The sequence below is a fragment of the Mycobacterium sp. 1465703.0 genome (assembly GCF_001672975.1).
GTDB lineage: Bacteria > Actinomycetota > Actinomycetes > Mycobacteriales > Mycobacteriaceae > Mycobacterium.
In genome coordinates this window covers 26,733-48,117 of record NZ_LZKU01000227.1, presented here as the reverse complement: position 1 = coordinate 48,117, position 21,385 = coordinate 26,733, and the positions used below count along the sequence as shown (strand labels likewise).

20 protein-coding genes are annotated in these 21,385 nt (G+C 65.7%); 12 read left to right on the top strand and 8 right to left on the bottom strand.

Translation table 11 applies throughout. The annotated features are described in order from the left end of the window. Nucleotides 1-1,316 (top strand): amidase family protein (locus A5625_RS21505; RefSeq protein ID WP_255398018.1); only part of this gene is annotated, 1,316 nt, incomplete at its 5' end. Here A5625_RS21505 and A5625_RS21500 read toward each other — a convergent pair. Continuing rightward, nucleotides 1,313-2,035 carry a TetR/AcrR family transcriptional regulator gene (locus A5625_RS21500; protein WP_232003777.1) on the bottom strand — a complete coding sequence of 241 codons (723 nt, stop codon included), beginning with the start codon at nt 2,033-2,035 and terminating at the stop codon, nt 1,313-1,315. The genes A5625_RS21505 and A5625_RS21500 overlap by 4 nt on opposite strands. Nucleotides 2,036-2,890: 855 nt before the next feature. Here A5625_RS21500 and A5625_RS30575 point away from each other — a divergent pair. From A5625_RS30575 to A5625_RS21485, 3 genes are all read left to right on the top strand, one after another. After that, complete coding sequence (locus tag A5625_RS30575; protein ID WP_066998647.1) at nt 2,891-4,273, top strand: PPE family protein; 1,383 nt, start codon at nt 2,891-2,893, stop codon at nt 4,271-4,273. Next, a complete protein-coding gene (locus A5625_RS30570) occupies nt 4,270-5,673 on the top strand; it encodes a PPE family protein (protein ID WP_066998645.1) in 1,404 nt (467 codons plus the stop codon). Before A5625_RS30575 ends, A5625_RS30570 begins: the two co-directional genes overlap by 4 nt. A 123-nt stretch (nt 5,674-5,796) precedes the next feature. Beyond that, nucleotides 5,797-7,344, top strand: a complete 1,548-nt coding sequence (locus A5625_RS21485; RefSeq protein ID WP_232003776.1) for an APC family permease — start codon at nt 5,797-5,799, stop codon at nt 7,342-7,344. 110 nt (nt 7,345-7,454) lie between these two features. Here A5625_RS21485 and A5625_RS21480 read toward each other — a convergent pair whose 3' ends face one another. Further along, entirely contained in the window at nt 7,455-8,474 is a 1,020-nt protein-coding gene (locus A5625_RS21480) for a zinc-binding dehydrogenase (RefSeq protein WP_066998643.1), read from the bottom strand. 95 nt (nt 8,475-8,569) lie between these two features. After that, the gene (locus A5625_RS21475; protein ID WP_066998641.1) at nt 8,570-9,319 is read right to left on the bottom strand and encodes an SDR family NAD(P)-dependent oxidoreductase; all 750 of its coding nucleotides are present in this window, start codon (nt 9,317-9,319) and stop codon (nt 8,570-8,572) included. Nucleotides 9,320-9,428: 109 nt separating this feature from the next. Between A5625_RS21475 and A5625_RS21470 the strand changes: the two genes are divergently transcribed. Both A5625_RS21470 and A5625_RS21465 read left to right on the top strand, forming a co-directional pair. Next, nucleotides 9,429-10,199: an SDR family NAD(P)-dependent oxidoreductase gene (locus A5625_RS21470; protein ID WP_066998639.1), complete on the top strand. Its 771-nt coding sequence runs from the start codon at nt 9,429-9,431 to the stop codon at nt 10,197-10,199. Nucleotides 10,200-10,203: 4 nt separating this feature from the next. After that, on the top strand, nt 10,204-10,842 hold the full coding sequence (locus A5625_RS21465) for a TetR/AcrR family transcriptional regulator (protein ID WP_066998637.1): 639 nt from the start codon (nt 10,204-10,206) through the stop codon (nt 10,840-10,842). 172 nt (nt 10,843-11,014) lie between these two features. On the opposite strand, the gene A5625_RS21460 is transcribed toward A5625_RS21465, so the two are convergent. Continuing rightward, on the bottom strand, nt 11,015-11,335 hold the full coding sequence (locus tag A5625_RS21460) for a hypothetical protein (protein ID WP_066998635.1): 321 nt from the start codon (nt 11,333-11,335) through the stop codon (nt 11,015-11,017). 337 nt (nt 11,336-11,672) lie between these two features. Then, a complete protein-coding gene (locus A5625_RS21455) occupies nt 11,673-12,443 on the bottom strand; it encodes an SOS response-associated peptidase (protein WP_066998633.1) in 771 nt (256 codons plus the stop codon). A gap of 44 nt (nt 12,444-12,487) precedes the next feature. On the opposite strand from A5625_RS21455, the gene aroA reads away from it, so the two are divergent. Together aroA and rsgA are read left to right on the top strand one after the other, a co-directional pair. Further along, entirely contained in the window at nt 12,488-13,783 is a 1,296-nt protein-coding gene (gene aroA, locus A5625_RS21450) for a 3-phosphoshikimate 1-carboxyvinyltransferase (RefSeq protein WP_197516178.1), read from the top strand. Continuing rightward, nucleotides 13,780-14,775, top strand: coding sequence for a ribosome small subunit-dependent GTPase A (gene rsgA / locus A5625_RS21445; protein ID WP_066998628.1), 996 nt, complete (start codon nt 13,780-13,782; stop codon nt 14,773-14,775). Before aroA ends, rsgA begins: the two co-directional genes overlap by 4 nt. Here rsgA and A5625_RS21440 read toward each other — a convergent pair. Then, complete coding sequence (locus A5625_RS21440) at nt 14,759-15,235, bottom strand: helix-turn-helix domain-containing protein (RefSeq protein ID WP_066998625.1); 477 nt, start codon at nt 15,233-15,235, stop codon at nt 14,759-14,761. The genes rsgA and A5625_RS21440 overlap by 17 nt on opposite strands. An 88-nt stretch (nt 15,236-15,323) precedes the next feature. On the opposite strand from A5625_RS21440, the gene A5625_RS21435 reads away from it, so the two are divergent. Both A5625_RS21435 and A5625_RS21430 read left to right on the top strand, forming a co-directional pair. Continuing rightward, entirely contained in the window at nt 15,324-16,499 is a 1,176-nt protein-coding gene (locus A5625_RS21435; RefSeq protein WP_066998622.1) for a thiolase family protein, read from the top strand. A gap of 11 nt (nt 16,500-16,510) precedes the next feature. Further along, the gene (locus A5625_RS21430; protein ID WP_066998619.1) at nt 16,511-17,020 is read left to right on the top strand and encodes a DUF302 domain-containing protein; all 510 of its coding nucleotides are present in this window, start codon (nt 16,511-16,513) and stop codon (nt 17,018-17,020) included. 9 nt (nt 17,021-17,029) lie between these two features. Here the strand turns inward: A5625_RS21430 and A5625_RS21425 are convergent, their stop codons facing one another. Beyond that, entirely contained in the window at nt 17,030-18,250 is a 1,221-nt protein-coding gene (locus tag A5625_RS21425; protein WP_066998616.1) for a cytochrome P450, read from the bottom strand. A gap of 187 nt (nt 18,251-18,437) precedes the next feature. Here A5625_RS21425 and A5625_RS21420 point away from each other — a divergent pair, with 187 nt between their 5' ends. Together A5625_RS21420 and A5625_RS21415 are read left to right on the top strand one after the other, a co-directional pair. Beyond that, on the top strand, nt 18,438-18,983 hold the full coding sequence (locus A5625_RS21420; protein WP_066998671.1) for a TetR/AcrR family transcriptional regulator: 546 nt from the start codon (nt 18,438-18,440) through the stop codon (nt 18,981-18,983). A 308-nt stretch (nt 18,984-19,291) separates the two neighbouring features. Continuing rightward, nucleotides 19,292-20,053 (top strand): ANTAR domain-containing protein, encoded by a 762-nt coding sequence (locus A5625_RS21415; RefSeq protein ID WP_232003775.1) that lies wholly within the window; start codon nt 19,292-19,294, stop codon nt 20,051-20,053. Here the strand turns inward: A5625_RS21415 and A5625_RS21410 are convergent. Beyond that, nucleotides 20,050-21,333 (bottom strand): fatty acid desaturase, encoded by a 1,284-nt coding sequence (locus A5625_RS21410; RefSeq protein ID WP_066998665.1) that lies wholly within the window; start codon nt 21,331-21,333, stop codon nt 20,050-20,052. The two genes, A5625_RS21415 and A5625_RS21410, sit on opposite strands and share 4 nt — an antisense overlap. Nucleotides 21,334-21,385: the final 52 nt, after the last annotated feature.

The window sequence follows — 21,385 nt, the reverse complement described above, 5'->3', positions numbered from 1 at the left end:
GGTCGGGCCGCGTGCCGGCCGCGCTCCAGGGCGTCGTGGGCATCAAGCCGACTGTCGGCGTGGTTCCGACGAACGGCGTCGTCCCGGCATGCCGCTCCTACGACTGCGTCACGGTGTTCGCGCGCGACATCGACACGGCCGACGCCGCGATGGGGGTGATGGCCGGAGGGGCGCGCCCGTTCCCACCGGACGCGCCGCTGGCCGCGCCCCCGAACCCGACTGTGGCGATCCCCCGGGAACTGCCCGGGCTGTCCAAGCCATGGCGGTTCGCGTTCCGCGACGCGTGTGATCGTCTTGCCGCGACCGGCGTCCGACTACAAGAGATCGACCTCGGCCCGTTCCTCGACGCCGCGCGTCTGCTCTACGACGGCGGCCTGGTCGCCGAACGGCACGAGGCCGTCGGGACGTTCGTCGACGCCCACCCCGCCGAGGTCGACCCGACGGTCGGACGAATCGTGTCAGCCGCGGGTCAGGTGTCGGCAACCCGTCTGCTCGCCGACCGTGTGCGGGTGGCCGAGCTTACCGCGATCGCACTTGAGGCGCTGGGAGATTGCGATGCGCTGCTGATCCCGACTACCACCGGGCACCCCACGATCGCGGACGTCGCAGCCGACCCCGTCGGCGCGAACTCGGCGCTGGGCACCTACACCAATTTCTGCAACCTCATGGACCTGTGCGCGGTCGCAGTGCCCTCCGGGACCGCAGATGGCTCGCAGTTCGGCGTCACCGTCGTCGCGGGAATGGGAGCCGACGCTGTCGCGCTGGACCTGGCCCGCGCGGTCACCGTGCCGACACCGGGGGTGGCCAGGCCGGGCGCGGTTTCTCTCGGGATTTCGCCGGACGACGTTTCGCCCGCACCATGGCCGACTCGGACTGGGCTGGCAGCGACCCCGCTTTTCGTCGTGGGCGCACACCTGCGGGGCCAGCCGCTCGCGCATCAGCTCACCGACCGTGGCGCCCGATGGACGGGACACGCTATGACCGCACCGTTGTACCGGCTCGCGCGCCTGAACACTTCGCCGCCCAAGCCCGGACTGGCCAAGGTAGGTGCCGACACCGGCGTAGCAATCCGAGGTGAACTGTGGCTGGTGGGCACGGCGATGCTGGGCGGCTTTCTGGCGAGCCTGCCCTCGCCCATGACATTGGGCGCGGTCACCCTGTCCGATGGGACCGACGTGGTCGGATTCGGCTGCGCCCTCGATGCCTGGCAGGCAGGAGAGGACATCTCCGGTCACGGAGACTGGCCGAGCTATTTGCGGTCGCTGGAACAGCCGGCTACGGACACCACACCATTTGCCGACGGTGTGCCATGCTAAGGACTCACCAGATGGTCAGCTTCGTAACGCTGCAGCTCAGCGTGGCTGCGCATGCGTAGCGTCGGGATGGCGCTGTCGGGAAAACCGACCATTCGCAGGCAGGCGTCGGCGACGTGGGCCGGTAGGTCGGACCGCTCGGGGCCAGGGGGCGACGACCACACGCTCACCAGCGACTCCACTAGCCGAAACGGCAGGTCGGCCGCGGCCGGGTGGATACCGGTCTCGGCAACGATGGCCCGGCCATCTGCCAGGTATTGCTGCCGCAGCCGCTCCCGGTCGGACCAAAACGGCTCGACGCCGGCACCGCGGGACTCTGGCATGAGGTACAGGGCGCCGAGATTCCACCGACTCGACAGCAGTTGTCTGCCGTCGAACATCGCCAGAGCATGCAAGTGCTCACCGGCGGTCAGGGCAGGCTCGGCGCTGAGCAGATGCGCGATGAACGACAGCGTCGGGTTGACCGTCTGGCTCAACAGCGCGCGCAGGATTTCTTCCTTGGTGTTGAAATAGTGATACAGCGAAGCCTGCCGTATTCCGACCGCGTCCGCGATGGCGCGCGTCGAGGTACCCGCGTAGCCCGTGGTCGTGAACAATTCGCCAGCAGCGTCGAGGATTTCATCGCGCGCCGTGATCCCGTGACGCCGTTTGTCGTTGAGCCGGGGACGCCCGGTCCGAGTCACAGTCGCAAACCCGTCATGGCCCATGATGGCGGGAACCATCGCACCTTGTGTTCCTGTCTAACGGCAGAGCTAAAGAATATCCCATCGCCGATTGCCGACATCGCCGATCGGTGCGTCGCCGCCGGCCGATCGAGCCGGGAATCTGACGCAGTGGGTGACGACGCTTCCGCTTTGAGGCGGGGCGCGCGCGTTTGTCGACCGATTCCGTTTGGCCGGAATCACAATCACCGCGCTGGCGGTGCAATCTATGCGCGAGGTACGCCCTAGGCCAGATTCTGCATCGTGTTGAAAATGCTCTTTCAATGTTACCTGCGTGTTTGCTGTAGCGCATACACATATATACCGAAATGGCGTCTTGCCTACCAGTGGGTATGGTTGAGATTCGCGAACTCGGCCAGCATCCCACCGTGGACAATGGATTCTCCCACTTTTCCCGCCGTAAACGGTTGAGCGGCTGCGACACCAAGCCATCGGTCACTTCCGCCATCGTCGTAAACTGTTATATGCGAAGCATTTTCGTGGCTGCGCACGCTGAACGCTCAGCTCAGACCCGGGCTGCACATCCGCACTCGCGAGGACGCCACTATGTGCCATGCGTCCCGGATCGCCAGCAGCGGCGGCGAATTAACCTCTCCTTGATTTAGCGTAACGCTCGGGAAATACGCGCCTGGCATGCTGCGAGTAACAAAGATTTGCCAGATAAATTCCAGTAATTAATCAGTGCCATCGCAGAGAACTATTCCATCCTGGTAGTCGGTTCGCCGATGTCGGCCTCTGCCGCGGCACGCTCCGTGAGCTGTTGGTGGTGTTTCAAACGTGCGTCAAGTCCTCTACGAGGGCATGTGGGTGGACTCGGGGATGCCTGGGACGACTGGTTCGACAGGGGTTAACGAAATGGATTTTGCGGCGTTGTCGCCCGAGGTCAATTCCGCGCGGATGTATGCCGGTGCGGGGGTCGGCTCCATGGTCGCCGCCACCTCCGCCTGGGATGCGTTGGCTGCCGAGTTGAGTTCGGCGGCGGCCTCTTATCGGGCGGTGTTGTCGGAGCTGACGAGTGGCTCGTGGGTGGGCCCGTCGTCAGGGGCGATGGTCGCGGCGGTGGCGCCGTACGTGGCGTGGATGAACACCACCGCCGCGCAGGCCCAACAGGCAGCCGGCCAGCTCACGTCGGCGGTGGCCGCCTACGAGGCGGCCTTCGCCGCCACAGTGCCCCCACCGCAGATCGAGGTCAACCGCGCGCTGCTGGCCTCACTCGTGGCCACCAACGTCCTCGGGCAGAACACCCCGGCGATCGCGACCACCGAGGCGCAGTACGCCGAGATGTGGGCGCAAGACGCCGCGGCCATGTACGGCTACGCCAGCGCCTCGGCGGCGGCCACCAGATTGACCGCATTCACGTCGCCGCCACAGACCACCAACCCGTCGGGCAAGGCGATGCAGGCCGCCTCCGTCAACCAGGCCGCCGCTTCCTCGGCAGGGCCGAGCGCGCAATCCGCACTCTCGGTCGTGCCGAACACGCTGCAGAACCTTTCGTCGACGCCAAGCGCCACTTCATCGAATCTGGGTCCGGTGCTAGGAAGCGTGTTCGACCCACCGTCCGGGAGCCCCACAGGACTCAACGAACTCACGCAGAACATCGGTAACTGGGCGTTGGTCATCAGTGGCCCGTTGTTCACGGCTTCCGGTATCACTCCCCTGCTGGGCGGGCTCTACGGGCTGGCATTGCCGACGGCGGCGGCGGTTGCCGGCGACGTGTCGCCGGCAACCGCCGGGCTGGGGACCCTGGTGAGTTCGCCGGGCGGGACGGGAGTCCCGGGCAATGCCGGCGTTTCGGCGAGCCTGGGCGGGTCGTCCGCGGTCGGCAAGCTGTCGGTGCCGCAGTCGTGGGCGGAGGCCCCGGCCGTTCGGCTGGCCGCGAGCGCATCGCCCTTACCGGCCGCCGGATTCGGCGGTGTGCCAACGGCTGAGGCGGCAAGTCCCCGATTTTTCGGTGGCCTTCCTCCGGTGGGCAGCGTCGTCAACGCTCCCAGGGGTGAGCAGTCGCGCACCGGCTCGGGATCGAGCCAGCGAGTCGTCCCGCTAATGCCTGGCGAGCAGGGCGCTGACGAGCGCGCCGCAACCCGGCCCGCTCCGGCGCCACCAAAGACCCGCAAGTACGTCGCCAGCGGATTGAGCGAACGCGAGCGCGACGAGCTCGAAAAGCTGCGCAAGGAGATCGCCGAAGTGGCGACCGAGCGTGACGCGGCGGCCCGCCTGATCAAGGAGGCCATGCTATGACCGCGCCGTTGGATTTCGGAGGCCTGCCACCCGAGGTCAATTCCGCACGGATGTATGCGGGTGCGGGATCGGAGCCGTGGGTTGCGGCCGCGGTGGCCTGGGAGAAATTGGCGACCGAATTGAGTTCGGCGGCAACGTCGTATCGAACGGTGACGTCGCAACTTGCGGGTGGGCCGTGGGTGGGCCCGTCGTCGAGGGCGATGGTGGCGGCGGTGGCCCCGTATGTGGCGTGGATGAACACCACCGCCGCGCAGGCCCAGCAGGCCGCCAGCCAGCTCACGTCGGCGGTCACCGCCTACGAGGCGGCCTTTGCCGCCACGGTGCCCCCGGCGCAGATCGAGGTGAACCGTGCGCTGTTGTCTTCGCTGGTGTCCACCAATGCTTTTGGGCAGAACACCCCGGCGATCGCGGCCACCGAGGCGCACTACTCGGAGATGTGGGCGCAAGACGCCGCAGCCATGTACGGCTACGCGGGCGCCTCGGCGGCGGCCACCAAGTTGACGCCGTTCAGCTCACCGCCGCAGACCACCAACTCGACGGCCAACACCAATCAGGCCATGGCGGTCAACAGGGCTGCCGCGTCGGCAACCGGCCAAAGCACCCAATCGACGCTGTCCAGCGTGCCCAACATACTGCAGAACGCGACGACGGGCCCGGCCTCCGGGACGTCCGGTGGCTCTTCCGGGTTGGGTTGGCTGCTGGATCTGTTCAACAACTTCAGCGAGAACACCATCGGATATCAGATCCTCTCCGAGGGCCTCAATTTCGATGCCTCCGGTGCCCTATTGACCATGGCGCCGCCGGTCGCCGCGGCCTGGAACCCGTTGGTCAATTCGCTTTCCGCGCCACCGGCCGCGGCGGCGGGTCTTGCCGGCGCGGGCAGCTCTGGGTCGGCTCTGGTGAATTCCGGCTCGAGTGCGGGCCCTGGCGTTTCCGGGGTGTCGGTAGGAGTGGGCGAGGCGGCGGCGGTCGGCAACCTGTCGGTGCCGCAGTCCTGGGGCACGTCCCCAGCGATTCGGCTGGCCGCCACGGCAACCGCGTTGCCGAGCGCGGGGCTCGAGGGCCTGCCGCAGGCCGGGGCGGCCGCACCGGGCTTTTACGGCGGCATGCCCTCGATGGGTCCGGTGGCCAGCGTCGTCAACGCGCCGCGCGGCGACCAAGGCCGGATCCGCGCGGGCGCACGCCACAAGGTGGTTCCCGGACTGGCCGGCGAGACCGGCATGCACGACGACCCCGCCGGCCGATGGGCCAAGCCGACCGCCGATGCGGACGACGACGCCGCCGTGAGCGAACGCGACGAGCTCAACCAACTGCGCAAGGCGATCGCCGACGTACGCCGACAACGAGACGTTCTGAAGCGCACGGCCGCGAGCTTGATCAAGGAGGCGACGAACAAATAGCAGCCCTGTCGCGGATCGCTCTCATCGAGCCTCAGGAACCGCACTAGCCCCTGGTTGTGAGTTGTGACATGTCGATGAACGGCAGATGGCCGTTCACTCGACTTGGGAAGTGAGGAAAGGGCTTTGGCCATTAACACGACGTCTGGAACCGCACGAACACTCAAGGAAAACGCCCAGCCCCAGACCCACCCCGGCGTCGGCGGTATCCCCACGCTCGAGGACGAGGACCAGGCTCAGCTCGAGGCCCTCGGCTTCCACTCCGAATTCAAGCGGGACATGAGCCCGTGGGCGAACTTCTCGCTCGGGTTCACATATCTCTCACCGGTGGTCGGCATCTACACGGTGTTCGCTTTCGCGCTGGCCGCCGCCGGGCCGCCGATGATATGGAGCCTGCTCATCGCCGGCGCCGGGCAGATGTTGGTCGCGCTGGTGTTCAGCGAAGTCGTCGCGCAGTTCCCGGTGGCCGGTGGCGTCTACCCCTGGGCGCGACGGTTGTGGGGCCGCAAATGGGCGTGGATGACCGGGTGGGTCTACATGTTCACGCTGCTGGCCCTGCTGGCCGACGCGGCCTATGGTGCCGGCCCGTACGTGGCCGACGTGTTCGGTTTCACGCCGTCCCCGCACGCCACGGTGCTGTGTGCCCTCATCATGTTGGGGCTCGCCACGGCCATCAACCTCACCGGCACCAAGATGCTGGGCTACTTCGCCATCTTCGGCTTCAGCGCCGAGCTGATCGGTGCCATCGTGGTCGGCATCTGGCTGCTGTGCACCCAGCGCCACCACAACCTCGGCGTGCTGTTCCACAGCTTCGGCGCCCAAGGCAGCCACAGCTACATGTACGCCTTCCTGGCCGCCAGTTTGATTGCGCTGTACCAGTTCTTCGGTTTCGAAGCCTGCGGCGACGTGGCCGAAGAGGTCCGCAACCCGGGCGTGCAAATCCCGAAGGCGATGCGCCGCACCATCTACATCGGCGGCTCTGCAGCTACCTTCGTCTGCCTGAGCCTGATCTTGTCGGTCACCGACTTCGGCGCGGTGATCAGCGGCAAGGACGCCGATCCGATCGACACCATCCTGAAGACCGCGTTCGGCGGGCTCGGCGCAAAGGTCGTGCTGTGCATTGTGCTGATCTCGTTCGTGTCGTGCGCGCTGAGCCTGCAGGCCGCGGCCAGCCGGCTCGTCTACTCCTACGGCCGGGACGACATGATCATCGGCTCAAAGCTGTTGGCGCGCTTTGATCACAAGCGCCACGTGCCGCCCTACTCGCTGCTGATCGCGGTCATTATCCCGGCGATGCTCATTATCGGATCGCTGATCTCGAGTGACGCGCTCACCAAACTCGTCAGCTTTGGTTCGGTGGGGGTCTACATCGCGTTCCAGATGGTGGTGCTGGCGGCGCTGCGCGCGCGTATCAAAGGCTGGGTGCCGAAGGGCAAGTACAGGCTTGGCCGGTGGGGTATGCCCGTCAACATCGGCTCGCTGGTCTACGGCGTCGCGGCCATCGTCAATCTGTCCTGGCCGCGCGAGCCCTACCAACCCTGGTACGACGACTACATCATTTTGCTGATGTCCGTGGCTGTCGTCGGGCTCGGCGTCTTGTACATGGTGTGCAGCCGGGCTTACGCCAACAGCGACGCTCCATACGCCGACGCCGTCCCGTCGGAGTCAAGCTGATCCCGCCCGCCCCGGGGCCCACAACTCGTCGACGTCTCATACTGGGCCAAACAGCCATAGACGTTGGCCGCAGGCCGGACTCGCGCTTTCCTGCCTGGCTCGCACGCTGGTTAGCAAAACGTGACAACGACCTTGTCGGCGGCCCCCGGAGTGTGCGCCAACTCGAGCGCTTCGCCGACGTTGTCGAACGGAATGGTGTGGCTGACGATCAGCGCGTATTTCTCCCAGTTCGCCACGAGATCCCGGGTCACCTCGAAGATTTCGTCGGGATAGCCCATGGATCCGAGGATGGTGATTTCGTTGCTCATCACATTGATGAATTCGACGGGTACCGGTTCTTTGTGCACGCCAACGATTCCCAGGGTGGCACCTTTCTTGGCGGCGGCCAGTGCGGTGTCGACCACGGCGGGCACCCCGGCGGCGTCGAGGTAGATATCGGTGCCGGAGCGCCGGAGTAACCCGGGTATTCCGGCTTCACCTTCGCCGTGCAATTCGATCAGCCGGGCCAGCACATCCTCTTCGGCGGAGTTGATGACGGCGTCGGCGCCGATCTGTAGCGCCTTCTCCAGCCGCCCGGGAATGAGGTCGGCGACCACGATGTGGCTGACGCCAAGGGATTTGAATGCCAGCGTGGCGCCCAGCCCGATCGGCCCGGCACCGAACACGACGACTTTGTCGGTGGGCTTGGGCCGGCAGCGGTTGGCGCCGTGGCGCGCGACGGCCATCGGTTCGTTGAGCGCGGCTACTTCCCACGGGATGTGGTCCGGGATTACTTCGAGACTTGTTCCGCGGACCGCATTTTCGATGCGCAGGTAGTCGGCGAGCGCCCCGGCGGCTCCGCCGTTGCCGATGATGCCGCCGGGTGCGGCCATCGGGTTGATGACGACGTGGTCACCCACCGACAGCCCGGTCACCTGAGCGCCGAGTTCGACGACTTCTCCGGCCGGCTCGTGTCCGAGTGGCGTGTGCCCCTGACGTGGGGGGATGCCCCCGATGCTGATGTAGAAAGCGTCCGAACCGCAGATGCCGCAGGCGCGCATCCGCACCAGCACGTCGCGTGGGCCGACGTCGGGGACTTGGGTGTCGATCACCTCTGCCCTGCCCGGGGCGGTGACCACGGATGCTCTCACGGCGTGCCTTCCAGTTCGATGTCGAAGGTATCGAGATATTCGGCGAAGATCGGCGCGGGTCGTTCGACGGTCGATTATTCATCGGGTCCCCAGGGTCAGACCGTCAGGTATCCGCCGTCTACGGCGATGGTGCTGCCGGTGATGTACGACGCGGCATCGGTACACAAAAACAGCGCCGCACCGGTGCAGTCCTGAGGTGTCCCGGGTCTGCCCAGTGGCGTGTGGAAGCCGATCTCGACATCCATCACCTCGGGAATCCCCATGGCCGGGGCGGTTATTCGGGTATCGATGAACCCGGGCGCGATGGCGTTGACCCGGATTCCGTCGCCGGCCCACCGGCGGGAGAGGTTCATTGTCAAGGCGAGAAGCCCCATCTTCGACGAGGCGTAACCGGGGACGAAGACCGCCGAGCGGAACGCCGACATCGAGACGACGTTGACGACGCTCGCGCCGCCGGGAGCTTGACTGGATTTGAGGCGGTCATAGCAACGCATGGTCAGCCGCATCGGGCCGAACAAGTTCTGCGTCACCGACGCGATGTAGCCATCCGGATCGTATTCGTCGCCCGCGGGGTAGGTGCCGCCAGCGTTGTTGACCAAGATATCCAGTCCACCTAGTGAATCTGCCAGCGCATCAACGGATTCGGGGTGCTGAATCTGGCACTGACGGTAGGTGAACCCACCCAGTTCGGTGTCCGGATAGTCCGCTGCGGACCCGCGGGTACCGGTCACCGTGACGGCTGCGCCGGCAGCGGCGAAAGCGGTGGCGATCGCGTTGCCGATGCCGTTGGTGCCGCCGGTCACCAGCACCTGGGCGCCGCTGAAGTCGAAGTTGACGGTGTTCATTCGGTCGCCCCGATTCGTCGATGGACTTCGCCAATGGATTTGGTGAGCCAGGCGATCCTCTACAGTTCTAGAGGTAATGTCAATATCTGCTATGCGAAAAGGGGCGCTGATGGGACTGCGCGGTCTGAGCGACAAGGTTGCGGTGATCGTCGGCGGTGCTACCGGCCTCGGTGCGGCGACGGCCGCCCGGCTTGGCGAGGAAGGCTGCCGGGTGGTCATCGGTGACGTTGCCGTCGACGCCGCGCAGCAGAGCGCCGCACGCATCGCCGAGGCCGGCGGAACGGCCACCCACGTGGCCTTCGATCTGTCCGAAACGACATCCGTCGCCACCCTAATCGACACCGCCGCAACAACTTACGGTGGCGTGGACCTGCTGTTCAATGTCGGCGCCGACATGAGCACCATCCGCTCCGACAGCGACGTGGTCGACATCGACTTCGACGTGTGGGATCGCGTGATGGCGGTGAGCCTGCGCGGTTATCTGGCCGCCATGAAATACGCCATACCGAAGATGCTGCAGCGCGGTGGCGGCGCCATTGTCAACATGTCCTCGGCGGCGGCGTTCCAGGGCGAGCCCGCACGTCCGGCCTATGCCACCGCCAAGGCCGGCATCGGCGCGCTCACCCGCCACGTCGCATCGCGGTGGGGAAAAGACAACATCCGGTGCAACGCGGTCGCGCCCGGGTTCACCGCGACCGAGACTATCCGCGCGGTGCCGCAATGGCCGGACCTACAGGCGGCCGCGCTCAAACGCATTCGGGGGCCCCGCGTCGGCGATCCCGCCGATGTCGCCGCGCTGGTCGCCTTCCTGCTCTCCGCCGAGGGCGAATGGATCAACGGTCAGGTCGTCAACATCGACGGCGGCACCGTCCTGCGCTGAGAACATGGCCGCCAGCAGATCCCGGAAACGCAACGGCGACGAACGCCGCCGCGATCTGTGTGATGCCGCGATCCGGGTGCTGGCCGAGCACGGCTCGCGCGGACTGACACACGGTCAGGTCGACCGCGTCGCCGGCGTTCCCGACGGCACCACGTCGTACTACTACCGGACCCGCGCGGCCCTGCTGCGCGGCGTGGGCAAACGCGTCGCGGAGATCGACGTGACCAATCTGCAGTCGGTGATCGACGAACCGGTCGATCCGCGCTCCCCGTTCGCGCACCTGGCCCGACTGATCATGATGCAGGCCAACGGATCTGGCTTGATGCTCAACAGAGCGCGCCACGAGCTGCTGCTGCGCGCCGCCCGCGATCCCGGTCTGGCCGAAACGTCGCAGGTCTTCGTCGCCCGGATCAACGCCATGGCTCACGACGCCATCGCCCACCTGCAGCCGGCCACCCGCGACCCGGCCCTGCTAGCCGCGCAGGCCACCGCCGTGACGACGTTCATCGCCGGCGTCTTCACCAGGCTGGCCGCCGGCGATCGAACCGTCGGCGACGTCGGGCAACTCACCCGACTGCTGGAAGCGGTGGCCACCGCGGTGGCGTTGCAACAACCAGGCTTCGCGGCGAAAAGCACTCCGTAGCCTGCGGATTCCGCATATCGACAGACGCTGGCCCCTGGACTCCGCGTAGCTCGCTGCCTCCCGAGACCTCACCGCACAATCAATGTGGACCATCGTCTCGAAATGTCTTGCGAAGAGCAGACTCCGGGCCCTCCACCGTGATGAAGGGCCCGGAGCTAGTCTCGGGAACTGACTAGGCGTCGTCGCGATGGCGGCTACCCGACTTCGCGAGCCCGCGGCTCACCATATAGCCGACGCTCAGGATCACGACGTACAGCCATGCCTTGTCGGCCTGGAAATAGTCGCCATGCCCGTCGGTCGCCTTGACGAAGTAAGACGCGAGTAACACTGCGATGGTGGCGCCGACAAAGACGATGAATTCCGTTGTCTTGTAGAAAGCTTTTGTCTCGCTGCCGCGTCGGGCGGTAACCCGGGCCGCCGGTGCGTCTGCAGGCAGGCCGTGGGTGTTCGGTGCGTCGACCCTACGGGCTGCAGCGGAATTGGTTGTAGTCATTTGGTTCTCCTTCTGATGCGGTCGAAGTATGTGTCGACGGCGTGTTTGGGATGCGCAACCTGAAAAGAGGTGCCGGCGATCGCTTAGGCATCGACCGCCGCTGTTGATTGGCTGGGTGGAAATCCGCTTAGGAGCTGACGCTCAACGGTGTGATGAAAATCTGGACCGTCCGGAGTGGTGTTGATAGCAACGTCTTTACAATCAACTATTTCCTCGGGGGGTCTACCCCGCGGGAACAGAACCGAAACTTTGGCGGCTTGACGGTCTCCGTACTGCAAGCGTTAGTGCAACACGGTGGCCACTACGACGACGAGGCGGCGTAGCGGCCGGAGCCTCGCTACAGGATTTTCATCTGTTCGGGCTGCGGCTCGGCCGGCTCGAGCAGCTGCGGGCCGTTATTACGGACGTTGTTGACCAGCGTCGACACCTCGCGCATCCGGATGGCGTGCACATCCGGCGTTCGAGTCAGCAACTTTTCGTCGATGGGGGCGTCCGGGTCGAGCCAGCGGTCCCAGTCGCGTTCGGGCATCACCAGCGGCATCCGATCGTGGATCCGGGCGAGCTCCCCCGGCGCATCGGTCGTGATGATCGTGCAGCTCAGCAGCGGCGCAGCGTCCTTGGCCGGTTTCCAGACCGACCACAGGCCCGCCATGAACAGCGGCTCCCCGTCTTCGCGGTACATGAAAAACGGTGTCTTGCGGGTCTTCTTGCCGGCGGCGTCGTCCGAGTTGACCCGCCATTCGTAGTAGCCGTCCATCGGGATCAGGCAGCGCTTGGACTTGGCGCTGGTCCGGAAGGCGGGCGAGGTGGTGACCTTGTCGGCGCGGGCGTTGATCAACATCGGACCCTTGGTGTCAGGCGCGCCGTCGGATCCGGCTTTCGCCCATGGCGGCACCAACCCCCAGCGCATCAGCCGCACCCGTCGCGTCGCCTCGTCGTCGGGCTCGGAATGCCGGCTGACCACGGTCGCGATGGTCGAAGTCGGGGCCACGTTGTAATTGGGGCCGGTCGAACCAGCCTCGCCCTGCGCGCCGGTGGTCTCGTCAATCGCCTTGATCTTCTCGGCCAGCAACGCCGGATCGGTGGTGACCGCGAACCGTCCACACATACATCCCATGGTGGCAGAAACCGATGACAGGCGATGATGGACCGGTGACGACATGGAAGGCCCCGCTGGCATCGCAACCGTTACAGGCGACCGTGACCGTTCCGGGTTCGAAGTCGCAGACCAATCGGGCCCTGGTGCTGGCGGCACTGGCCGCCGCCCTGGAGCAAGGCACCCCGACCATCAGCGGGGCGCTGCGCAGCCGCGACACCGATCTGATGATCGGCGCGCTGCGCACCCTGGGCTTCGATGTCGACGGCGACGAGAGCGACTTGACGGTCAGCGGCAACGTGTCGCCGGAACCGATGGCCCAGGTCGATTGCGGGCTGGCCGGCACGGTGCTGCGGTTCGTCCCGCCGTTGGCCGCCCTCGCCGAATCGATGGTCGAGTTCGACGGCGACGAGCAGGCACGGGCGCGGCCGATCGTCCCACTGCTCGACGCGCTGCGCGGACTCGGCGTGCGGATCGACGGCTCCGGTCTTCCGTTCCGGGTGCTCGGCACCGGCTCGGTCATCGGCGGGACCGTGGAGATCGACGCCTCGGCCTCGTCGCAGTTCGTGTCGGGGCTGCTGTTGTGCGCGGCCTCGTTCGTCGAGGGGCTGACGGTGCAACACACCGGTTCGTCGCTGCCGTCGGCGCCGCACATCGCCATGACGGTGGCGATGCTGCGCCAGGCCGGAGTCGACGTCGACGACTCCGTCCGCAACCGCTGGACGGTGCAAGCCGGGCCGGTCGCGGCCCGGCACTGGGAGGTCGAGCCGGACCTGACCAACGCCGTCCCCTTCCTGGCCGCGGCGGTGGTCACCGGCGGCGCGGTGCGCATCACCGGCTGGCCGGCTAACAGCGTGCAGCCCGCCGACAACATCCTTGATGTGTTGGCCAAGATGAATGCCGTTGTCAGGCATACTGATTCGTTTCTCGAGGCGCGCGGTTCCGGGGACTACCAAGGTTTTGATGTCGACCTGCGCGCGGTCGGCGAGCTGACGCCGTCGGTGGCGGCCCTGGCTGCGCTGGCCACACCAGGATCGGTGTCCCGGCTCACCGGCGTTGCGCATCTGCGCGGCCACGAGACCGACCGGCTGGCCGCGCTGAGCACCGAGATCAACCGCCTCGGCGGCGATTGCACCGAAACCCCTGACGGCCTGGAGATCACCGCGACACCGCTGCGATCCGGCGTCTGGCACGCCTATGCCGATCACCGGATGGCGATGGCGGGCGCAATCGTCGGGCTGCGGGTGGACGGGGTCGAGGTCGACGACATCGGCGCCACCAGCAAGACGCTGCCGGACTTTCCGCAGCTGTGGGCGCGCATGCTGGAGCCCGGGGAAGAGCACAGCATGTGAGGCCCGGTGACTACGACGAATCCGACGTCAAGATCCGCTCCGGCCGGGGCTCCCGTCCGCGGACCAAGACCCGTCCCGAGCACGCCGACGCACAGGCTGCCATGGTGGTCAGTGTCGATCGCGGTCGCTGGGGGTGCGTGCTGGGTGGAGACGTCGATCGGCGGGTCACCGCCATGCGGGCCCGCGAACTGGGCCGCACCCCGATTGTGGTCGGTGATGACGTCGACGTGGTCGGCGATCTGTCCGGGCGGCCGGACACGCTGGCCCGCATCGTGCGTCGCGGTGAGCGCCGAACGGTGTTGCGCCGCACCGCCGATGACACCGATCCCACCGAACGGGTGGTAGTCGCCAACGCCGACCAGTTACTGATCGTGGTGGCGCTGGCCGACCCGCCGCCACGTACCGGGCTGGTGGATCGGGCCCTGATCGCCGCCTACGCCGGTGGCCTCACCCCGATCCTGTGCCTGACCAAGACCGATCTCGCCCCGCCGGAGCCGTTCGCCGAGCAGTTCGTCGACCTGGACCTGACGGTGGTTGCCGCGGGCCGCGACGATCCCCTGCTCGCCGTGGCGGACATGCTCGCCGGCAAGATCACCGTGCTGCTCGGGCATTCCGGCGTCGGCAAGTCGACTTTGGTGAACCGTCTGGTTCCCGACGCGGACCGCGCCGTCGGCGACGTGACCGACATTGGCAGGGGACGACACACCTCGACCCAGTCGGTGGCGCTGCCGTTGACCGAGCCGCTGGGCACCACCGGCTGGGTGGTCGACACACCGGGCATCCGGTCCTTCGGCCTGGCTCACATTCAGCCCGACGACGTGATGATGGCGTTTTCCGATCTGGCCGAGGCCATCGCGGATTGCCCGCGCGGCTGCGGCCACATGGGCCCACCGGCCGACCCCGAGTGCGCGCTGGACACCCTGACCGGACCCGCCGTCCGCCGGGTCGCCGCGGCCCGGCGGCTGCTGGCCGCGCTCAACCAGGCTTCTTAGCCAGCCGCATGCCGAGCTCGTCGGGGAGAACCAGATGCCCTTGTGCGCAGCGGATTTCGACGCCCGCCTCGGCGCCGCAGCCCAGGTGGGTCAGCCGGAGCCGGTTGCGGCCGGGTAGGTGACGCCTCCCCCACTCGAACATCGCCCACACCACCGGCATGAATTCGATTCCGGCCTGGGTGAGCACGTATTCGTCGCGGCTGCGCTGCCCGGGCTCCCGATAGGGCTGGCGTCGTAACAACCCCAGCTCGACCAGCTCGCTCAGCCGCGCCGAGGTGGCGGCCTTGGTGATGCCCACCCGACGGGCGAAGTCGTCGAATCGGGTGGTGCCGTAATACGCCTCGCGCATGATGAGCATCGCGGATTTGGTGCCGACGACCGCCATCGTCTTCTCGATCGCGCACTCGCCCACCGCCGACCAGGCGTCGCGGTCGGCCAGCGGTCCTTGCAGCAGTGTCATCTAAATCACCTCCGCACCTGGGTTGCTTTAAGCATACCGAGGTGTTTATCTGAGTACAGCGTTCTATACCTAGACTCGAGGAGGAGTTATGAATCGCGACGCCGTCATCGTCGGAGCCGTCCGCACACCCATCGGCAAGGGCAAGGCCAGTGGCGCGCTGCATGATGTGCTGCCCGCTGATCTCCTGGCACACAGCCTGCGCGAACTGGTGGCACGCACCGGCGTGGTTCCGGCACAGGTCGACGATGTCATTGCCGGCGCCGTGACCCAGGTCGGCGATCAGGCGGCCAACATCGCCCGCAACGCCCTGCTGGGCGCCGGGTTCCCCGAGTCGGTCCCCGGTGTCACGATCGATCGCCAATGCGGCAGCAGCCAGCAGGCCATCAGTTTCGCCGCGCAGGGTGTGATCGCAGGCGCGTACGACCTCGTCATCGCCAGTGGCGTGGAGTCGATGAGCCGCGTGCCGATGGGCAGCCAGGTGCCGCCGGGCAGCAACCCGATGGGCGAGGACATGACCCGGCGCTACCCCGACGGCCTGGTGCCGCAGGGCATCAGCGCCGAACTGATCGCCGCGAAGTGGGGCTTTTCCCGCACCCAGCTCGATGAATTCTCGGCAGCCAGCCACGAGAAGGCCGCCCGGGCCACCAAGGAAGGCCTGTTCGACAACGAGCTCATTCCGATCGCGGGGCTCGCCACCGACGAGATCATCCGCCCCGGCACCACGGTCGAGACGCTGGCGGGATTGCAGCCGGCGTTCTACAGCGATGCGGCCAAAGCCCGCTTCCCGCAGATCAATTGGGAGATCACCCCGGGCAACTCGTCGCCGTTGTCCGACGGCAGCGCCGCGGTGTTGATCACCAGCAGCGAGGTCGCCAAGAAACTGGGCCTGCGGCCGCTGGCCCGGATCCACACCACCACCGTGGTGGGCTCTGACCCGCTCTACATGCTGACCGGCGTTATTCCGGCCACCGAGAAGGTGCTGGCGCGGGCCGGGCTGACGCTGGCCGACATCGACCTGTTCGAGGTGAACGAGGCGTTCGCTCCCGTCGTGCTGGCGTGGGCGCAGGACACCGGGGCCGATCTGGCCAAGACGAATGTCAATGGCGGCGCGATCGCGATCGGTCACCCGTTGGGCGCCAGCGGCGCTCGCCTGATGACCACACTGGTCAACGCCTTGGAGCAACGCGGTGGCCGGTATGGGCTGCAGACGATGTGTGAGGGCGGCGGCATGGCGAACGCCACCATCATCGAGCGACTGGCCTAGGAGGCGACGCCATGAACAGTCCGCAAGAAACCAAGTTCGACGGGGTTCGGGTGCGCTACGACAGCGCCAAGAGCTACGACGAACTGCGCGCCGCGTTGCTCGCCGACATCGGCGAGCAACCGGTGCCGATCAACGACATCGCGACGTCCACCGCCGACTGGAAGTCGTATCAGGAGCGGGTCGAATCCCACGTCGGGCCAAGTGATTTCATGTTGTTCGGTACGGTCGACCACGGCGCCTGGATCAACAAGGCGGGCATCGACCGCAAGGCGTTGCGGGTCATTCTCGGCAATCCGTTACTCGCCATCACGATGCTGCGCCATGACGTCGAGGCCGGATTATTCGCCCCGGTCGAGCTGTTGTTGCTCGAGGAAGACGACGGTCACAGCAGCCTGACCTACGTCAAGCCCTCGTCTCTGATGGTTGTCGAGCCCAACCCCGAATTGCTCAGCGCCGCACAAGGATTGGATGCCAAGCTGGCGGCGCTAGCCACCAAGGTGACCAGCGGCTCGGCTGAATGACGCCGACTTTCAATCGCAGACAAGTTGCAGGGATTCGAGGCGGCGGACAAGAAGGCTCGAGAGCCATCGACCCGTCTCGGCCGCTGCAATTCCTGAAGTGCGTTCCAGGAGTTGACTTATCACGACCTTGGCTTCTAATCGGGCCAGCGCAGCTCCAACGCAGAAGTGAATTCCCTTGCCAAAGGTGATGTGACCCTTACCCGCAGGGCGATCGAGCTTGAATTGCCCGGGATCCTCGAAGTGCGACGGGTCACGATTGGCGGCTCCCCACAGCAGGAGCAGGCGTGAGCCCGCATGCAGTTCGACACCACACAATTCGGTGTCGTTGACGACGTGCCGATAGTGTCCCCGGAAGGGTGGCTCGTAGCGCAGCACCTCTTCGAGGAACGCACCGATTAGATCTGGTTGATCGCGGAGTTGCTGCTGGACCTCCGGATGTGTGGTGAGAACCCAAGCAGCCGAACCGATTAGCGAAGCGGTGGACTCACCGCCAGCGCTGAATAGCGTGATCATCATGGCGAGCGCGACCAGTTCGGAGAGTTCGCCGGCGGCAACCGCCATGGAGAGGTCGCCCAGAAGATTGTCGTGCGGGTCGGCCGCCGCCTGTTGGAACTGTTCGGTGATGTAGGCGCCGAGTTCCAACACCGCGACGCCTGCGGCGTCCATCTGTTCCGCAGTAACCAGTCCTTCGACGACTTGGGTGGCGGAATAACCCCATCGGATGAGCTTGTCGACGTCGGTATCAGGAACCCCGATGATTCTTCCGACAATCATCATCGGGAGGCGGTTGGCCATCGCACTCATCCATTCGATGCGCCCGCTTTGGGCTTCGGCGTTCCACAGGCGACCGGTGGTGTCGGTGATGAATGATTCGAAGGCGCGAATGCGCTTCGCGGCCAATTGCGGCAGCAGCGCCCTTCTATGGACCGAATGCGCCGGTTCGTCGGCGGTCGCCAGTGCCTGGGTGGCTCCGCCGAGTTCTCCGACCACGAACGGAGTTACGGTGCCGCCGGGCTGATACATCATCGTCGCAGTCAGGTTCGACGAGAAGTCATCGCATCGCGCGACCGCCTCGTTGACCGCCTGCCAGCTGCTGACGGCGTAGAAGTCCGACCCGCCGATGCGATGGACGTGTGCAGTCCGATGCATCCGCTCGTACAGCGGATGCGGGTTCTGGATGTACTGATCGTCAAACAGCGCGATGCCGAGCTCGCCGTCCACCGAGGTCATTTCTCCACGCTGATCGGCGGATACCTGTGACGTCAACAATGCTCCGAGAAGTTGGAACCTCCCTTCCGCACCGAGCGACTCCGGCGTCTCACCAACTCCCCCGTACCTCGGCAAACCGTGAGACATCTGCTCATTTCGTCTCAGATTTGAGAAGATATGACGCCTACGACACGCGGGGGTGAACACAATGGCTCGCAACGATTGGGTTGTTAGCGGTGACCGGCGAACGGTGGCGGCTGATCGCATCTACGAAGCCGCGACCGACCTGGCAATCCGCGAGGGCCTAGATTCCTTCGACATCGACACCCTCGCGGCACGGCTGCACTGCTCGCGAGCCACCATCTATCGCTACGCCGGCGGCAAAGCCCAGATACGCGATGCCATTCTCCTGCGGCTAGCGGCGGGCATCATCGACACCGTGCGACATGCCGTCGATCGATTGAGCGGCCCGGAGCGGGTCGTTACCGCAATCACCGTGGCACTCGAACAGATCAGGTCGGACCCGCTACGACGACTTATGCTGAGCGCCGGTCAGTCTCAAGATTTGGAGAAGTTGCATTCTTCGCCTGTTCTTGGCCACCTTGCCGCCGAGCTCACCGGAATTACGGACGACGACCCCCAAGCGGCTCAGTGGATCGTGCGCCTGGTCGTGTCGTTCGCCTACTGGCCAATGGCGAACAGCCGAATCGAACAGCAAACAATCAGGCGCTTTGTAGCACCCGCATTCGCTTGATGAATCGGCCCGACCCCGACGCGACCCTGACCGCGACCTCTCGCCGAACAACCGAGCCATGCAGCCGATCACATCAAACTGGTTTCCTCGACCGGCTCACGCCACCTGATGCTCGGTGACACTATGAGCGTCACGTCGGCCCCTATTTCACCCCCGACTACCAGGTGAATCGCGCTTCGCGCAGCACGCGATCGACGTGGACGTGGTCCACCTCGGTGTCGCCCCGATAAGTGCGGCGGACTTGTACCAGTTTTGACCGCAGTTCCGATGACGGAGTGACCGACGGCCGGATTGGGTACGCACCAGAAATGCCCGTGGAGCGGCGGATGTCGCGAGTGCTGGATGAGCACCGCTTTGATGAGCTTTTAGCCTCGTCAGCGCCCGAATCCCATGCCGCGTCGATGCTGCTGGACCGTGATCTTCGTATTCGCGGGCTGAATGCGACTTATGAGGCGATCTCGTTGCGGGACCGCAAGGACATGCTCGGCGAGTACGTGTTCGACGTGTTTCCGGACGACCCCGATGAACCGCGGGCCAGCGGCTCGTCTCAGCTCGCCGTGTCCGTTGAATCCGCGCTGCGCAGCAACGGAATGGACACTATGCCGATCGTGCGCTATGACATCGTCGATCCGGCGACTCCGGATACCTTCCTGACGAAGTTGTGGACGTGCACCAACACGGCGGTCGATGACGGAGCCGAAGTGATCGGCGCACTTCACCAGGTAGCCGAAATCACCTCGGTCGACGCGGGATTGTCAGCGTTGACCCGCAACATCGCGGATGGCCGGGCCGGTGACCCTGCCGATCAGCAACATGTATTGGCCGCCTTGGCCGCCAGAGCGCGTGCTGATCAACAGAATTCCCGGGCGATGGCGATAGAGATCGCGCAACTGCACCGAGCTCTGGATACCCGCGACATCATCGGCCAGGCCAAGGGCATGGTGATGGAGCGGTTCGAGGTCGACGCGGCTTCCGCCTTCGATCTGTTGGTGAGGCTGTCCCAGACGTCGAACACTTCGCTGGCCGACCTTGCCCGAAGGCTGGTAGAGATCGACCATCCCGCCAGTTAGGCGGCCAGATCGTCGCTGGCGCGCCGCGTGGCTGCCGCACGCTTTTCGCGCCGCCAACCCCGCACCGCGGCGATCGCTGACTTGAGCCCACGGCGGCGGCCGGTGGCCGGATCGATACCCAGGAAACCTGGCTCGAGTTCGGCGAACATCCGCTCGCTGCGGGTCTCCGGCGCGTTGTCGGCGTCGTCATGCAAGTACTTGTTCGGCAGCGAGAGCTTGGCCAGTGTGCGCCACGTCTTGGCGTACTGGAACAGGAAAGACCCTGTGGTGTAAGGCAAGTCGTACTTGTCGCACACCTCGCGCACCCGCACCGATATCTCGTGCAGCCGGTTGCTCGGCAGGTCCGGATACAGGTGGTGCTCTATCTGATGGCACAGGTTGCCGCTCATGAAGCGCAGCGCCGGGCCGGCCTCGAAGTTGGCGCTACCCAGCATCTGCCGCAGATACCACTGACCCTTGGTCTCACCGATCATGTCGGTCTTGGTGAACTTTTCTGCGCCATCGGGGAAATGACCGCAGAAGATCACCGCGTTGGCCCACACATTGCGGATCACGTTGGCGAGCGCGTTGGCCTTCAACGTCGACGTGTAGCTGGCGCCGGGTGACAACGAGGTCAACGCCGGGAACGCGACGTAGTCCTTCAGCACCTGCCGCCCGGCCTTGGCCAGGAACTCGTCGACCCGCTGCCGGGCGTCGTCGCCATCCATGCGGCGCTTGACGATCTTGCCGAGTTCCACGTGCTGCAGGCCGACGCCCCACTCGAACAGCAGCGCGAGCAGGGTGTTGTACACCAGGTTGAAGATGTTGAAGCGCTTCCAGCGCTGGTCGCGGGTGACGCGCAACAGGCCGTAGCCGACGTCGTCGTCCATCCCGAGGATGTTGGTGTACTTGTGGTGCACGAAGTTGTGGGTATAGCGCCAGTGCTTGGACGACCCGCTCATGTCCCACTCCCACGTCGAGGAGTGGATCTCGGGGTCGTTCATCCAGTCCCACTGGCCGTGCATGACGTTGTGGCCGATCTCCATGTTCTCGACGATCTTGGCCACGCCCAGCGTCACCGTCCCCGCCCACCAGGCCGAGCGCCGCGAACTGGCGGTCAGCAGCAGCCGGCCGGTCACCTCGAGGGCGCGCTGGGCCGCGATGGTGCGGCGGATGTAGCGGGCGTCCCGCTCGCCGCGCGAGTCTTCCACGTCCTGGCGGATGGCATCGAGCTCAACGGCCAGATTTTCGATATCGGCGTCCGTTAGATGGGCGAATACGTCGACGTCTGTGATCGCCATCGTCGTCATCTCCCTGCGGTTGGTTTTTCGGTCCTCAACGTGTTCCAGACCT